The 13,958-nt window shown below is 70.2% G+C and carries 15 protein-coding genes and 1 tRNA gene; 9 read left to right on the top strand and 7 right to left on the bottom strand.

Annotation, left to right across the window (positions count from 1 at the left end; translation table 11 throughout):
* Window positions 1-909: an ABC transporter permease gene (locus tag GXW79_RS03180; protein ID WP_211872782.1), complete on the top strand. Its 909-nt coding sequence runs from the start codon at window positions 1-3 to the stop codon at window positions 907-909.
* Between the two features lie 31 nt (window positions 910-940).
* Here the strand turns inward: GXW79_RS03180 and GXW79_RS03175 are convergent, their stop codons facing one another.
* From GXW79_RS03175 to GXW79_RS03165, 3 genes are read right to left on the bottom strand one after another with little or no spacing between them, the layout of a single operon-like run.
* A complete protein-coding gene (locus tag GXW79_RS03175; protein WP_211872780.1) occupies window positions 941-1,960 on the bottom strand; it encodes an amino acid ABC transporter substrate-binding protein in 1,020 nt (339 codons plus the stop codon).
* Window positions 1,961-1,992: 32 nt separating this feature from the next.
* Window positions 1,993-2,715: an HAD-IA family hydrolase gene (locus GXW79_RS03170; RefSeq protein WP_211872778.1), complete on the bottom strand. Its 723-nt coding sequence runs from the start codon at window positions 2,713-2,715 to the stop codon at window positions 1,993-1,995.
* Window positions 2,715-3,389 (bottom strand): GntR family transcriptional regulator, encoded by a 675-nt coding sequence (locus GXW79_RS03165; protein WP_211872776.1) that lies wholly within the window; start codon window positions 3,387-3,389, stop codon window positions 2,715-2,717. Before GXW79_RS03165 ends, GXW79_RS03170 begins: the two co-directional genes overlap by 1 nt.
* 993 nt (window positions 3,390-4,382) lie before the next feature.
* Here GXW79_RS03165 and GXW79_RS03155 point away from each other — a divergent pair.
* Window positions 4,383-4,856: an Hcp family type VI secretion system effector gene (locus GXW79_RS03155; RefSeq protein ID WP_211872772.1), complete on the top strand. Its 474-nt coding sequence runs from the start codon at window positions 4,383-4,385 to the stop codon at window positions 4,854-4,856.
* Between the two features lie 98 nt (window positions 4,857-4,954).
* On the opposite strand, the gene GXW79_RS03150 is transcribed toward GXW79_RS03155, so the two are convergent.
* Both GXW79_RS03150 and GXW79_RS03145 read right to left on the bottom strand, forming a co-directional pair.
* Window positions 4,955-5,410 (bottom strand): hypothetical protein, encoded by a 456-nt coding sequence (locus GXW79_RS03150; RefSeq protein WP_211872770.1) that lies wholly within the window; start codon window positions 5,408-5,410, stop codon window positions 4,955-4,957.
* A gap of 117 nt (window positions 5,411-5,527) precedes the next feature.
* Window positions 5,528-5,614: transfer RNA gene (locus GXW79_RS03145), tRNA-Ser, on the bottom strand.
* Between the two features lie 267 nt (window positions 5,615-5,881).
* Here GXW79_RS03145 and rplU point away from each other — a divergent pair.
* The 7 genes from rplU to GXW79_RS03110 all read left to right on the top strand — a co-directional run bounded on the left by rplU (window position 5,882) and on the right by GXW79_RS03110 (window position 11,203).
* Entirely contained in the window at window positions 5,882-6,199 is a 318-nt protein-coding gene (gene rplU / locus GXW79_RS03140; RefSeq protein ID WP_211872768.1) for a 50S ribosomal protein L21, read from the top strand.
* 16 nt (window positions 6,200-6,215) lie between these two features.
* The gene (rpmA, locus tag GXW79_RS03135) at window positions 6,216-6,485 is read left to right on the top strand and encodes a 50S ribosomal protein L27 (protein ID WP_211872766.1); all 270 of its coding nucleotides are present in this window, start codon (window positions 6,216-6,218) and stop codon (window positions 6,483-6,485) included.
* 67 nt (window positions 6,486-6,552) lie between these two features.
* Window positions 6,553-7,560, top strand: a complete 1,008-nt coding sequence (gene obgE, locus GXW79_RS03130) for a GTPase ObgE (protein ID WP_211872765.1) — start codon at window positions 6,553-6,555, stop codon at window positions 7,558-7,560.
* Window positions 7,561-7,618: 58 nt separating this feature from the next.
* Entirely contained in the window at window positions 7,619-8,197 is a 579-nt protein-coding gene (locus tag GXW79_RS03125; RefSeq protein WP_211872763.1) for a TetR/AcrR family transcriptional regulator, read from the top strand.
* Window positions 8,194-9,249, top strand: coding sequence for an efflux RND transporter periplasmic adaptor subunit (locus GXW79_RS03120; protein WP_211872762.1), 1,056 nt, complete (start codon window positions 8,194-8,196; stop codon window positions 9,247-9,249). The genes GXW79_RS03125 and GXW79_RS03120 overlap by 4 nt, the downstream gene beginning before the upstream one ends.
* Complete coding sequence (gene devC / locus GXW79_RS03115; RefSeq protein WP_211872761.1) at window positions 9,246-10,520, top strand: ABC transporter permease DevC; 1,275 nt, start codon at window positions 9,246-9,248, stop codon at window positions 10,518-10,520. The genes GXW79_RS03120 and devC overlap by 4 nt, the downstream gene beginning before the upstream one ends.
* Window positions 10,520-11,203 carry an ATP-binding cassette domain-containing protein gene (locus tag GXW79_RS03110; RefSeq protein ID WP_211872760.1) on the top strand — a complete coding sequence of 228 codons (684 nt, stop codon included), beginning with the start codon at window positions 10,520-10,522 and terminating at the stop codon, window positions 11,201-11,203. Before devC ends, GXW79_RS03110 begins: the two co-directional genes overlap by 1 nt.
* A gap of 292 nt (window positions 11,204-11,495) precedes the next feature.
* Here GXW79_RS03110 and GXW79_RS03105 read toward each other — a convergent pair whose 3' ends face one another.
* Together GXW79_RS03105 and GXW79_RS03100 are read right to left on the bottom strand one after the other, a co-directional pair.
* Window positions 11,496-12,149, bottom strand: a complete 654-nt coding sequence (locus GXW79_RS03105) for a glutathione S-transferase family protein (protein WP_211872759.1) — start codon at window positions 12,147-12,149, stop codon at window positions 11,496-11,498.
* A 92-nt stretch (window positions 12,150-12,241) separates the two neighbouring features.
* On the bottom strand, window positions 12,242-13,903 hold the full coding sequence (locus GXW79_RS03100) for a ShlB/FhaC/HecB family hemolysin secretion/activation protein (protein ID WP_211872758.1): 1,662 nt from the start codon (window positions 13,901-13,903) through the stop codon (window positions 12,242-12,244).
* Window positions 13,904-13,958: the final 55 nt, after the last annotated feature.

Below are 13,958 nucleotides of genomic sequence, written 5' to 3'. Positions count from 1 at the left end.
ATGAGCAGCACGACCCCCACCGCCGCCGAAGCGGAACTCGCGGTCCAGGCGCGCCAGGGCGCGGCGCGGTCCGATGGCTATTGGTCCGGCGTTCTCAAGCGGCTCAAGCGCGATCCGGTGACGCTGTTCTGCCTCGCCATCCTGTTCACCATGCTGATGGTGATCGTCTTCGCGCCCTTCGTCGCACCGGCGGATCCCTACCAGGGCAGCATGATTCGCCGCCTGCGCGGGTTGGGCACCCCGAACTACCCGCTCGGCACCGATGAGCTCGGCCGCGACATGCTCACGCGCCTGATCTATGGCGGGCGTCTGTCGTGGTTCATGGGCATCGTGCCGGTGATCTTCGCCTTCGTCATCGGCACGACGCTGGGCGTGCTCGCGGGCTTTGCCGGCGGCAAGATCAACATGGCCATCATGCGTGTGACGGACGTGTTCTACGCCTTTCCCTCGGTGCTCCTCGCGGTCGCCATTTCCGGCGCGCTGGGGGCGGGCATCTTCAACGCCATCCTCGCGCTGACCATGGTGTTCGTCCCGCAGATCATCCGCGTGGCGGAGAGTGTGACCACCTCCGTGCGCAACCTCGACTTTGTCGATGCGGCGCGGGCCTCGGGCGCCTCGGCCTTCACCATCGTGCGGGTGCATGTGCTGGGCAATGTGCTGGGGCCGATCTTCGTCTATGCGACATCGCTGATCTCGGTGTGCATGATCCTGTCCTCGGGCCTGTCCTTCCTGGGTCTCGGCACCAAGCCTCCGGAGCCGGAATGGGGGCTGATGCTGAACACGCTGCGCACCGCGATCTATGTGCAGCCCTGGGTGGCGGTGCTGCCGGGGGCGTGCATCTTCGTCACCTCGATCTGCTTCAACATGGTCAGCGACGGGCTGCGCCAGGCGATGGACGTGAAGGGCTGAGGCTTCGCGTCCTGAATGCCTGGCGCGGTGCTCAGCGCGCCGGCGGCGGGTAGTGGATGCCGCCTTCACTCCATAGCCGGTTGATGCCGCGCGCGAGGCCCAGCGGCGCGACGTTGCGGTCCCAGGATTCCTGGTAGTTCCCGACCTGGCGGATGATCTGGAACGCCCAGTCGTCCTGCACGCCCAGCATGGTGCCGAAGCCGCCGGTGCGCCCGAGGAAGCGCTGCACCTCGGGATCGGGATCGTTCAGCCGCGCTGCGACATTCTCGGAGGTGATGCCGAATTCCTCGGCGAGCAGCGGCACGAAGCCGGCCCAGCGCACCAAGTCGAACCAGCGCTGGTCACCCTTGCGGATGACCGGGCCGAGCGGCTCCTTGCTGATCAGCTCGGGCAGCAGCATGAAGTCTTCGCCTTGCGCGCCGAGGCCGGCCCGGAACGCGGTAAGCGCCGCGGTGCCGATCGTGTAGGCGTCGCAGCGGCCGCTGGTGATCGCGCCGCGCAGCTCCTCGACATTGTCGATGACCAGCGGGTTCAGCCGCATCCCCCGCCGGCGGAAGTAATCGGCGAGGTTCAGCTCCGTGGTCGTGCCCGGCTGCACGCAGATCGTCGCACCGTCGAGCTGACGGGCCGAGGTCACCCCGAGCGATCGGCGGACCAAGAAACCCTGCCCGTCATAGAAGGTCACCCCGGTGAATTGCAGGCCGAGACTCGCCTCGCGCGTCAGCGTCCAAGTCGTGTTCGAGACGAGGATGTCGATCTCCCCGGCCTGCAGCATCGGCAGGCGGTTCTGCAGCGTGGTGGCGACAAACCGCACGCGCGTCGCATCGCCGAACATCGCCGCAGCCACGGCGCGGCAGCCATCGACGTAGAGGCCACGCCACTCGCCGCGGCTGTCGACCGCGGCGAAGCCTGCGAGGTTCGGCGCCGTTCCGCAGACCACGTGGCCCCTTGCACGCACAGCATCGAAGGTGGCGGAGGAGGAGGCCGGCTGCGCAAGCGCCGCCCCCATGCCGCCGGCCAGCAACGCGAAGGCGGTCAGCAAGCGCTTCATGGCCTGTCTCCTTGTCTGTCGGTGCATCGGGGTCACAGCCCCATCGCGTCGGCCAGCGCGGCGAGCGATGGCACGCGGGCCAGCGGCACGGCGGCGTTAGAAATCGTCGCACCCGTCCCGACGCGGCCGTAGCGCCGGTCCACCCAGACTGTGGGGATGTCGAAGCGCGAGGCGGGGTCGACGTCGTGGTGGCGGCTCTGCGCGACGTGCAGGATGGCGTCCTTCGGGTAGCCCTTGGCCGCCAGCTCCGCGATCGCAGCTTCGAAATGCGGTGCGCCGGGCTTGTAGGAGCCGACCCGCTCGGCGGTGACGGTCAGGATGAAGGGCACCTCCAGCAGCCGCAGGCTGCGCGCGAGCGACGCCTCGTCCACATTCGAGAGGATCGCGAGCGCGAAGCGGGATGCCAGCCGGCGCAGCGCCGCCACCGTGTCCGGGAAGGGCGGCCAATCGCCAGCGGAGGCCGCGAATTCCGCCCGCTGCCCGGCATCATCGGGCAGCCCGAAGGTGGCCTGCACGTCGCCCCAGCTGCGCGAGAGCACCTCCGGGTAGAGCAGCGCCGGGCGCGGCTGCTGGTGGCGCGCCTGGTGCAGCGCGAAGGCGGTCAGCACCAGGTCGTCGGGGATTTCGGCGCGCCCCGCCGCGGCAAGCCAAGGGCGGACGAGGGTAAGGATGCCACTTTCCCAGTCGATCAGCGTGCCGTAGCAATCGAAGGTAAGGACACGCTTGCCGTCAGCGTCCACATGGGTGTCGAACATCACGCCCTCTCCTGTTGTGCGAGCCAGGCGGCGACGCGCTCGCGCGCCTGTTCGATCTGCGTGGCGTTGCGGTCCGCGGCCTTGGCCGCCTCGCCTCGCACCGCCAGCGTCAGCAGCTCGCGATGCGACGCGACCCAGCCGATGGACAGCCCGACCGCCGTCCAGGCCGGCAGCAGGTAGCGCGAGACGGCGATGTGCAGGCTCTCGATCTGCGCCAGCACGCGGGGGCGCTCGGCCCGGCGCAGCAGGGCGCGATGGAACTGCCAGTGAAGATCGGCCTGGAGCGCGGTGTCCGGCGGCGCGGCCTCGGCTTCGTTCAGGACGGCGGCTGCTTCGGCTAGGTCGGTCGCGGTCAGCGATGGCACGGACAGGCGCAACGCGTGGCCTTCGAGCAGGGCGCGCAGCTCGGTGATTTCCGTCAGGTCGGCCGCGTTGGCGGGCGCGACGGCAATGCCCCGGTGCCGCGTCGCGATCAGGAGGCCCTCCCCCGCCAAGGTGTGCAAGGCCTCGCGTACCGGAGCGTGGCTGGTGCCGAAATGGCGCGCGAGATGGCCTTGCTTCAGCTGAGTCCCGGCGGGCAGCAGCCCGGTGAGGATGCCTTCGCGCAGGGCCTCTGCGACCGCTGCGGGAATCGAGCGTGTGGCTGCGAGGTGCCGCGTGGCGATGGGGGTCATGGCTTCAGAATTCAGCATGACACCTTCTACGCCATCTTCTCGATTATCGAAAATCGATAATTGTGGAGCTCAGCCGCTGAGGGCGTCGCGATACCCCTCGACGCGCCAGCTATTCCGAGTGTCCGTTAAACATGGGCATTGGCAGGACTCAGAGGGGTGGCGGAGAAGAGCAAGGATAGGGCGGGATCAAAGACACACCGGATCCCCGCGCCTCGTCGCGCGGCGATCCTCATTGCAGCCGGTTGGGGGTGTTCAGCCGGCCGGGCCGCGCTCACCCTGTGGGCCGGGCGGTCCCATGGGCCCCTGCGGTCCGATAGCACCGGCAGGGCCGGCTGGCCCCGGCGCCCCGACATTGCCGGCCGGGCCCGGCGGCCCCGCAGGACCAGCCGGACCGATGGCCCCGGCGGGCCCCGCGGGGCCGGGTTGGCCCGCCGGTCCGACCGCGCCTGCAGGCCCCGAAGGACCGGGCTGGCCAGCCGGCCCGACTGCGCCGGCCTGCCCGGCAGGGCCTGCTGGGCCCACCGCACCTGGCGGTCCGACCGGCCCCGGCCCGCGCATGCTTCCCAAGACGACGCTCGTCAGCAGCGCCGTCACGAACGCCACCACGACCACCCCCGTCACCGGGTTGGCCGCCATCCACACCTTGAACCTGTCCATGCTGATCTCTCTGAGGCCAGACTGGATGGAACCCCAGATCGGGCAATCCCCGCAAGCGCGCCCACGCTTTTCCTGCCTGCATCCTGAGCCTATGCGATGGGCCGCCGGCGGTCACGCCAGCCGCGTGCTTTTTACCGAGCGCGAACGCCACACATGTGCGGACTTGTCATCGAACGGAGATTGTCGGAAGCGATGCGATAGCGATGTGGTGAGGTCGTCGCAAAGGCTGCAAAGCCCCTCGACAAAGCCTGATCGTTACGTTAATGCTTCAATTCTGGGTTTGCAGCATGCTTCAGCCCGGACCCCTCCGAACCGCGCTTTGAAGGACAAGCCACCATGACACTCATGCTCGACTACGAAGGCGTTCCCGGCGAATCCACGATCCAGGGTTACGAGAAGTGGATCCCGATCTCCTCCTGCCAGTTCGGCGTCGGCCGCGGCATCTCGTCGGCCTACGGCAACTCGACCCGTGAAGGCTCGATCGTGTCCGTGAGCGAGATCACCGTCTCCAAGCTGACCGATGGCGCGACCATCAAGCTGCTCGAAGAAGCCCTGCACGGCAAGCTGAACAAGATCGTCAAGATCGCGTTCCTGCGCACCGGCTCGGGCGCCGCCCAGGAATACCTGTCGTTCGAGCTGAACGGCACGGGCCTTTCAGGCTACTCGCTGTCGTCGGGCGGCGACCGCCCCTCCGAGAGCCTGTCGCTGAACTTCGACAAGTTCATCCTGAAGTACAACCCGATCGGCGACGACTTCTCGGGCAGCCCGGCGACCGTCGGCTGGGACCTGGCCAAGGCGATCAAGGTCTGACGCGACGGGCCGGCCCTGCGCCGGCCCGCTCGACGTGCCTGGAACCCGTGCGGCGCCGCCGCACGGGTTTTCCTTTGCCTTCGGGTCGGCCGGCGCCGCTACTTGGTCGAGCGGCCCTCGCGGCCGGCGACGGCGGAGAGCTCCCCCACCCAGCCCGGACGGGTGTTGCGCCAGGAGCCATCGACCGCCGACCAGAGCGTCACCTCTTCGAGCTCGAGCAGCAGGCGGGCCACCTCCGCGGGCGAACGGGCGGACTGCGCCTCCGCCACCCATCCGGCGCGGCGGCCGCGCCAGCTGCGCTGCACCGCTTCCCAGGTGATGGAGGCCTCGAGCTGCATCATGAGGCCGCTCACCTGCGCGGCACTCGACGCGTTGGCGACCTGCTGCACCCAACCGGGGCGAATACCGCGCCAATCGGGGCCGACCGCCGCCCAGGTCACGGCTGCCTCGAACTGCATCAGCGCGGCCGCGACCGGGCCGCGCTGCGCCTGCGCAGGCAAAGCCGAGCCGAGGAGCAGGAGAGCGGCGATCACGCCACGGCGGAAGGGGCTCACGGGACTACCTCCTTGCGAAAACGGGAACCTTGCGAGGATGGCACGCCGCGAGGCGGCGGTCACGCGGCTGCGAGGAGATGCACGCGTGGCGGGGGGGAACAGTATGGTCCGCAGGAACGGAGAGGGTGGGATTCGAACCCACGGTACGCTTGCACGTACTTCGGTTTTCGAGACCGACGCGATCGACCACTCTGCCACCTCTCCGCGGCCAGGTCCCACGCGATAGCCGGCGCGGGCCCCGCCCTATAGGCAAGCCGCGCGGCTTGCGCAACCATGTCGCAGGTCTTTCGTGCGCCGCCCGCGTCGCCATCCCTTGACGCGGCGGGACCGGCGCCGCTATACGCTCGCCCTTCCGGCGGCCCACCATCGCGGCCGGCGATCGCGCATGCGGTCGCCGCGTGCGGAAAGCCCTGGAACCCGATCCGCTCTCACGCCGCGACTGTCGCGGCAGCCGCTCCGATGAAGGCCCTTATGACCTACGCAGTGATCCGCACCGGCGGCAAGCAGTACCGCGTGACCCCCGACCTGACGCTGGTTGTCGAGCGTCTGGAGGCCGAGCTCGGCTCGACCATCACCTTCCACGACGTGCTCGCCATCGGCGGCGAAGCGGGCCTGACCATCGGTGCCCCCACGGTGCCTGGCGCGACCGTGACGGCGACCGTCGTCGAGCATGACCGCGGCGACAAGGTCATCATCTTCAAGAAGCGCCGCCGCCAGAACAGCCGGCGCAAGAACGGCCATCGCCAGCACCAGACGGTGCTGAAGATCGCTTCGATCACCGCAGCCTGAGACAGGGAGAACAGCCATGGCCCACAAGAAAGCAGGCGGTTCGTCCCGCAACGGTCGCGACAGCGAGGGCCGCCGCCTTGGCGTGAAGCTGTTCGGCGGCCAGGTCGTGCGCGCCGGCAACATCATCGTGACGCAGCGCGGCACCAAGATGATCCCCGGCCTCAACGTCTATGCCGGTCGCCAGCACAGCCTGCACGCCCGCGTCGATGGCCGGGTGAAGTTCGTCCGTCGCGCCGAAGGCCGCGTGCACGTCACGGTCGAGCCGGTCGCACTCGCCGCCGAGTAAACGCCTGCCCCGTTAGGAAGACTGCCGCGCGGGGGCCTTTCGGCCCCCGTTCGCATTGAAGGCCCCGATGAAATTCCTCGATGAAGCCAAGGTGTTCGTGAAGGCCGGCGATGGCGGTGACGGCGTCATCGCCTTCCGGCGCGAGAAGTACATCGAGTTCGGCGGCCCCGATGGCGGCAATGGCGGCCGTGGCGGTGACGTCATCATCGAGGCCGTGGACGGCCTGAACACCCTGATCGACTACCGCTACGCCCAGCATTTCAAGGCGCGCAAAGGCGGCAACGGCTCAGGCTCTGATCGCTCCGGCGCCGCCTCCGACAGCGTGACCATGAAGGTCCCCGTCGGCACCCAGATCCTGGCCGAGGACAAGGAAACGCTGCTGGCCGACCTCGACGAGCCCGGCAAGCGCGCCATCATCGCCACCGGCGGCGATGGCGGCCACGGCAACGCCCATTTCAAGACCGCCACCAACCGTTCCCCCCGCCGCGCCGACAAGGGCTGGCCGGGCGAGGAGCGTTGGATTTGGCTGCGCCTCAAATTGATCGCCGATGCCGGCCTGGTCGGCCTGCCCAACGCCGGCAAATCCACCTTCCTCGCCGCCTCCTCCTCGGCCCGGCCCAAGATTGCCGACTATCCCTTTACCACGCTGCACCCCCAACTCGGCGTCGTCCGCCTCTCCCATGCCGAGGAATTCGTCCTCGCCGACATCCCCGGCCTGATCGAGGGCGCCGCCGAGGGCGCCGGCCTCGGCACTCGGTTCCTGGGTCATGTCGAACGCTGCGCCGTGCTGCTGCACCTGATCGACGGCACCCAGCCCGACCCTGGCGCGGCCTATGCCATGGTGCGGGAGGAGCTGCTCGCCTATGGCGGCGGCCTCGCGGACAAGCCCGAGATCGTGGCGTTGAACAAGCTCGACGCGATGACGCCGCAGGCGAAGGCGGCCCGGCTGAAGGCGCTGGAGCGGGCCTGCGGCGGGCCTGTGCTTCTGATCAGCGGCGTGACCGGCGCCGGCGTGCCCGAGGCGCTGCGGGCATTGGCGGATCGTATCGTCGAGGCGCGCGAAAGCGTCGCCTGAGCCGACCGTCACCATTCGTTATTGAAGAAAACCGTCCGGCCGGTATAGTAGCGGAGTCATGTCCTCCGCCCTTTCCGACCGACCCGGCCCCGATGTCCACAACCGCATCCTCGATGCGGCGGAAACCCTTGTGCAGACCCGAGGCGTGGCGGGGCTGACCCTTGAGGCCGCGGCCAGGCTCGCCGGCGTCTCCAAAGGCGGGCTGCTCTACCACTTCGCCTCGAAGGAGGCGTTGCTCGACGCCGCGCTCAAGCGCCTGTCCGAATATTTCCGCACCGAGTTCGAGACCTGCGTCGCCGCCCAGCCCGAGGGCCCCGGCCGCGTCGCCCGCTCCATGATCGCCTGGGCTTTCGGCGAGGACGAGATGGCCTGCGACGAGCGCGACGAGCGCGCCGCCGCCGTCTACCTCGCCGCCTTCCACCACGACCCGGCCCTGCTCGACCCGATCCGCGCCGTCTACGTGACGCTGCGCCAGGCGGTGCTGGCCGATGGCCTGCCGCCGGGTGCGGGGGCGGCCATCATGGCGGCCGGCGACGGCGCCTTCATGTCGCGCATCTTCCAACTCTACGCCATGAGCCCGGAGGAGCGGCGCGCCATCGCTGCGGCTCTCTCCCGCCTGCTGGAGCCGCTGCCATGACGCGTCGCGGAAAGATCCTGCTCGGCATCGCCGCGCTGGCTGTCATCGGCGGCGGCTTCGCCTATCTCTCCGGCGGCAAGGCCGCGCCCGAGGCGCCGCCGCGCCCGATCGGCGCGCTGCCCGCCGCCGCGCGTGAGGCCGGCGTCGGCGCCCTGGGTCGCGTGGAGCCGCTGAGCCGCATCCTGAAGCTCACCCATTCCGCCGGGCCGATGGCCGGGGTGCGCATCGAGCGCCTGCTGGTCGAGGAAGGCCAGCGCGTTGAGGCCGGCGCGCTGATCGCCACCTTCTCCGACGCCGAGCAGAAGGACGCGACGCTGGCGCAGGCCGAAGCCAATGTCGCGCAGATGCAGGCGAGCCTCGCGCGCATCCGCGCCGCCGGCCGGCCCGAGGAGATCAACGCCCAGCGCGCCCGCATCGCGAGCCTGGCCGCGGCGGCGGAGATCAGCCGCCGCGACACGGTGCGTGCGGAACAGCTCGTCCCCTCCGGCGCCGGCGGTGTGGCGGCCGCGGAGCGCGCCCGCTTCGCCACCACCCGCGCCCTGGCCGACATGGCCGAGGCCGAGGCGACGCTGGCTCGGCTGCTGGTGGCCCGCCCCGAAGACCTCGCCGTCGCCGAGGCCGAACTCGCCGCCGCCGTCGCCGCGCGCGACAAGGCGCGCGCCGATGCGGCCCTCTCGCGCCTCACCGCGCCAATCGCCGGCACAATCCTGCGCGTCATCGCGCGCACCGGTGAGCGCATCGGCGATGACGGCGTTGTCGAGATGGCCGATCTCTCGCGCCTCGACATCGTCGCCGATGTCTATGAGACCGATCTGGCGCGCCTCGCGGTGGGTGCCACCGCCGAGATCATCGTTCCCGGCGAGCCGCGCCGCTTCACCGCGGTGCTGCGCGAGATCGGCTGGCAGGTGCGCCGCGCGCCGCAATCCACGACGGACCCGGTCGCCGCTATCGACAGCCGCACCGTCGCTGTGCGCCTCGCACTCGACGAGGCCGGCGTCGCCGCACTCGCGCGGCGCTCCAACATGCAGGTGCAGGTGGCCATCCGGCCATGAACGAGACGACGCGCCTGCTGCCCTGGGCACCGGAACGCACGGGCGAGGCGGCGCCGGTTACGCCAGCACCCATCACCAAACCGCCGAAGCCGGCGCGCCCGGGGCTGGGCGCGCTGCTCTATTTGCCGCTCCGCCTCGCCTGGCGGCAGCTCCGCGCCGAGCGCGCGCGCCTGCTCTCCGCCATGGCCGGCGTCATGTTCGCCTGCGTGCTGGTCTTCATGCAGCTGGGCTTCCGCGCCGCGCTGTTCGAGAGTGCCACCGCCCTGCTTGGCGGCATGCGCGCCGACATCTTCCTGATGCACCCGCTCACCACCGCGAGCTTCCGCCCCGAAGGCTTCCCGCGCAGCCGCGCCTACCAGACGCTCGCCGACCCCGACGTGGTCGAAGCGGTGCCGATCTACCTGGCCCAGACCACCTGGCGGAACCCGGCGGATGGCTCGCGCCGCTCCATCCAGCTAGTGGGGTTCGACTCCGACGCGGGCGCCTTGCGCTTCGACGGCATCGAAGCCGTGGCCGACGCCCTCAAGCGCCCCGACACCATCGCCTTCGACCGCCGCTCTCGCCCCGAATTCGGCCCCGCCGCAGCGATGTTCGAAGCGCAAGGCCCCTTCGACGTGCAGCTCGGCGGCCGTATGATGGAACTCGCGGGCCTCGTCAGCATCGGCGCCAGTTTTGGTGCCGACGGCAATGCCGTGCTGTCAGAGACCAACTTCCGCCGCATCATGCTCAACCGCTCGGCCTCGGTCATCGACCTTGCCGCACTGAAGGTGCGCGCGGGCGCCGACATCCCCACCGTCGTCGCGCGCCTGCGCGCCACGCTGCCGCCGGACGTGATGGTGATGTCGCGCCCCGAGCTCGTCGCGCATGAGCGCGCCTACTGGGAGAACGCGACGCCGATCGGCTTCATCTTCGCCTTCGGCAGCCTGATGGGACTGATCGTGGGGATGGTGATCGTCTACCAGATCCTGTTCTCCGACATCGCCAACCACATCCGCGAATACGCAACGCTCAAGGCCATCGGCTATTCCAACGGCTTCCTCTCGCGCGTGGTGATGGGGGCGGCGCTGATCCTCGCCATCATCGGCTTCATCCCGGGGATCATCATGTCCACCTGGCTCTATGGCGTGGTGGGCGGGGCGACCTTCCTACCGCTGCGCATGGAGCTGGAGCGCGGCCTGACCGTCTTCGGGCTGATCTTCGGCATGTGCGTGATCGCGGGCTTGCTCGCAATGCGCAAGCTGCGCGACGCCGATCCGGCGGACATGTTCTGATGCTCGCCCCGGTGGCGCTCCACGGCATCACCTTCGCCTATGGCGAGGGCGAACTGCGCCGCCCGGTCCTGCGCGACGTGCAGCTCGACGTCGCCCCCGGCGAGATCGTGCTGCTCACCGGGCCCTCGGGCAGCGGCAAGACGACGCTGCTGACGCTGATCGGCGCGCTGCGCGCCATGCAGGAGGGCTCGGCCCGCGTGCTCGGCCTGGAACTGGCCGGGGCAGGGGAGGGCGCGCGCGTCGCCCTTCGGCGGCGGATCGGCTTCATCTTCCAGAACCACAACCTGCTCGGCTTCCTCACCGCGCGGCAGAACGTGGCGATGGCGCTGGAGATGCAGGGCACGCTGGACGAGGCCGACCGCCTTGCCCGCGCCGGGGAGTTGCTGGCCTCGGTGGGCCTCGCCGACCACACCGAGAAGCTGCCGGCGAAACTCTCGGGCGGGCAGCGCCAGCGCGTCGCCGTGGCGCGCGCGCTCGCCGCCGACCCGGGCCTGGTGCTGGCCGACGAACCGACCGCCGCACTCGACAAGCAGTCGGGGTCCGAGGTGGTGCACCTGCTGCGCGACCTCGCGAAGAAGCGCGGTGCGCCGATCCTGATGGTGACGCATGACCCACGCATCCTCGACATCGCCGACCGCATCGTGACGATGGAGGACGGCCGCATCGTGAGTGCCGCGGCGTAGCTGATTGCCCCTCCTTCGCCCGATGATGCTGCGCCCGGCCGGCGGGCGCGCGTCAAGGCCGAGCGGCTTCGCCGGCGCTGCGCGCGCCTTGACCCGCACCCGCCGGCCGGAACAAGGCTTGGGGTCGAAGAAAGGGTTGGGCTGCACCATCCGGCTTGCTTCGATTGCAGCCTTCCTGCCCGGCGGGGGGCCGGCTCACGAGCGCCGCCGGCGCGCGCGAAACTTGAACCGGCCCGCGCCCGGCCAGACGATCAGCAATCAAGGCAGACCAGGCAAAAGCTTCTTGGCAGGATCAGTCCCTGCGCTTGCTGCGCTCGAAGATGGCCAGCTGCGCGGCGAAGGCCCGTTGATACGCCGGCCGCGCCTCACCCCGGCCGACATAGGCGGCGAGCTTCGGATACGCCTGCAACAGCCCCGACCGGTACAGCCGGCGCAGCACCGTCACCATCAGCAGGTCGCCGGCACAGAATTCGCCCTCGAGCCAGTCGGCGGCGCCGAGCCGGTTAGACAGCGCCTCCAGCACCGTGCGCACCCGCGCTTCAAGCACCGGCTGGCGTTCTGCGAACCACGGCTTGTCGCGCTCCAGGATCGTGGCGAGGCTGAGCTCGACGACCGGTGGCTCCACGGTGTTGAGCGCGGCGAACATCCACCCGATCGCGCGCGCCCGGGCTTGCGCGTCCGTCGGCAGCAGCCCCGTATGGCGCTCGGCGATGTGCAGCGTGATGGCGCCCGACTCGAACAGGGCGAGGTCGCCATCCTCAAAGGTGGGGATCTGGCCGAACGGATGCAGCGCCCGATGCGCGGGTTCCTTCATATCGGCGAAGGACAGCAGCCGCACCTCGTAAGGCTGGCCCACCTCCTCCAGCGCCCAACGGACGCGCATGTCCCGCGCCAGGCCCTGCCCGCGGTCGGGCGAAATCTCGAAGGCGGTGATGGTCGGGCGCATTGGCAGGCTCCTCGTGATCACGGATCTCCATCCTGCGTCACGCCGGCGCCGGGGAGGGAATCATCTAGTGGCGATGGCGCGCCGGCGCCTGCCTAGATCTCCCGCCGGAACGCCACCACGAAGCGCCAGCCCTCGCCCGGCACCGTCCGTGGCTCCACGATCGCGCGCGCCGCCTCCAGCGTCAGGAACAGGTTGCGCGCCACGGTGATGTTGGTCCCGAACCCCGCCGAGGCGGCCCGGTCCCCGCGCGGCGCCGGCACCGGCCGGTGCGCCAGGGTGCGGCCATAATCAACGAAGCCGTAGATCTCGGACCGGCGCAGCACCTCGACCACGGACCCCGCCTCGGGCAGAAAGCTCAGCGGCAGGGCGAGCGCGAGGGATCCCGCGTAGCCGGTGTCGCCCGCGATCGACCCAGCGCTGAAGGCACGCCCGAATTGCACGCCACCCACGGTGAACAGCTCCGAGGATGGCAGCCGCTCGCCCGTCAACTGCCCGGCCGCCCGCACCCGCAGCACCAGCGTGCCGTCGAACAGCGCCTGGTTGAAGGCGAAGACCGCAGTGGCCTTGGTGAAGCTCGGGTCGCCATAGAAGAATTCCAGCCGCTGCCGGGCGCCGGCGATGTCGAGCCCCTGGCTCACCACCAGGCTCACCGCGCCGGCCCGCGTCGCGCCGTCGCTGAGCGAATAGGTGGCCCCGGCGCGCAGCACGCGCGTTGCCTCCTTGGCCGCGATCAGGCCGGTCAGCAGCTGGTCGGTCTCGAGCACGTCGAGGCCCGCGCTCACAGTGAGATTCTCATCGGCGGTGCGGATCACCGGGTAGGAGAACAGCACGCTCGCCGTCAGCGCCTCGCCCTCCAGCGAGGAACGCCGCGTCTCATGCGTCTGCAGGTGGTTGGCGCTGACGGTGACGCTCGCGCCGTCGGTGCCGATCGGGGCGCGGTGCGAGGCGGTGAAGAAGGTGAAGCGGCGGAAGTCGGTGGGGAAGCCGTAGCCGATGCGGGTGCTGTCCCCCTCGCCGAACAGTGCGTTCAGGCCGAGGCTGACGAAGCCCTGCACATTGCCCAGCGAGCGATTGCCGAGATTGTCGATGCCGAAGCCGTAGACGATGTTGATGCGCTCGACCGTGAGCACGAGCCGCGCGGCGCCGGCGGCGCCTCCCATCGGGTCAAGCCGCCCGATCACGCGCCGCCCAGGGATGTCGTTCATCAGCAGCAGGTAGCGCTCGAGCGTGACGCGGCGCAGCGGGCGCTCGGCGGCCATGCGCTGCGCATAGGCCTGGATGAGCGAGAGGTCGGCGCCCTCGGTATCGCCCTGGATGACGATGTCGCCGACGGTCCCCTCCACCGCCTGCAGCCGCAGCACGCCGTCATCGCCCTGGCGCGGCACCAGTAGGGCGAAGATGGCGAGGCCGCCCTCCTCGTACTGGCCGCCCACCTCGGTCGCCAGGCGCTGCAGCTCCTCGCGGCCCAGCCGGCGCCCGAGATAGGGGCGCACCACGCCCTGCACGCGGAGGGCATCGAGGCTGCCGCCGCCGCTGATCTCGACGCGGGTGAACGGCCCGGCCTCGCGGTCCTCGGCGACCACGGCCGGGGCGATGGGCGTGGCGGGCGCCCGCTCGCCCAGGCGCGGTGCGCGGGTGTCCAGGCGGTTGGTGTCGAAGACGCGCGGGCCGAGCTGGGCGCGGACCGGTGCGGCGGCGAGGAGGATGGCCGCGGCAATCAGCGTGGCGGCGTGGCGCAGGCTCGGGACGATCATCGTGGCGGCGTTCCGTCAGGGTGATGCGGTTGGGTCCGGTCTTGGTCGCTGGACC

This window comes from Plastoroseomonas arctica, assembly GCF_018128965.1.
Lineage (GTDB): Bacteria > Pseudomonadota > Alphaproteobacteria > Acetobacterales > Acetobacteraceae > Plastoroseomonas > Plastoroseomonas arctica.
This window is presented reverse-complemented; position numbering and strand designations above follow the sequence as displayed.

Bases quoted from the DNA above. Each gene is read 5' to 3' on its own strand.
- GXW79_RS03120 (WP_211872762.1), top strand. From the start codon at position 8,194: ATGACGCGTCGCGGAAAGATCCTGCTCGGCATCGCCGCGCTGGCTGTC.
- GXW79_RS03110 (WP_211872760.1), top strand. From the start codon at position 10,520: ATGCTCGCCCCGGTGGCGCTCCACGGCATCACCTTCGCCTATGGCGAG.
- GXW79_RS03100 (WP_211872758.1), bottom strand. From the start codon at position 13,903: ATGATCGTCCCGAGCCTGCGCCACGCCGCCACGCTGATTGCCGCGGCC.
- GXW79_RS03175 (WP_211872780.1), bottom strand. From the start codon at position 1,960: ATGAAGCGCTTGCTGACCGCCTTCGCGTTGCTGGCCGGCGGCATGGGG.
- GXW79_RS03125 (WP_211872763.1), top strand. From the start codon at position 7,619: ATGTCCTCCGCCCTTTCCGACCGACCCGGCCCCGATGTCCACAACCGC.
- rpmA (WP_211872766.1), top strand. From the start codon at position 6,216: ATGGCCCACAAGAAAGCAGGCGGTTCGTCCCGCAACGGTCGCGACAGC.
- GXW79_RS03165 (WP_211872776.1), bottom strand. From the start codon at position 3,389: ATGACCCCCATCGCCACGCGGCACCTCGCAGCCACACGCTCGATTCCC.
- devC (WP_211872761.1), top strand. From the start codon at position 9,246: ATGAACGAGACGACGCGCCTGCTGCCCTGGGCACCGGAACGCACGGGC.
- GXW79_RS03105 (WP_211872759.1), bottom strand. From the start codon at position 12,149: ATGCGCCCGACCATCACCGCCTTCGAGATTTCGCCCGACCGCGGGCAG.
- GXW79_RS03170 (WP_211872778.1), bottom strand. From the start codon at position 2,715: ATGTTCGACACCCATGTGGACGCTGACGGCAAGCGTGTCCTTACCTTC.
- obgE (WP_211872765.1), top strand. From the start codon at position 6,553: ATGAAATTCCTCGATGAAGCCAAGGTGTTCGTGAAGGCCGGCGATGGC.
- rplU (WP_211872768.1), top strand. From the start codon at position 5,882: ATGACCTACGCAGTGATCCGCACCGGCGGCAAGCAGTACCGCGTGACC.
- GXW79_RS03180 (WP_211872782.1), top strand. From the start codon at position 1: ATGAGCAGCACGACCCCCACCGCCGCCGAAGCGGAACTCGCGGTCCAG.
- GXW79_RS03155 (WP_211872772.1), top strand. From the start codon at position 4,383: ATGACACTCATGCTCGACTACGAAGGCGTTCCCGGCGAATCCACGATC.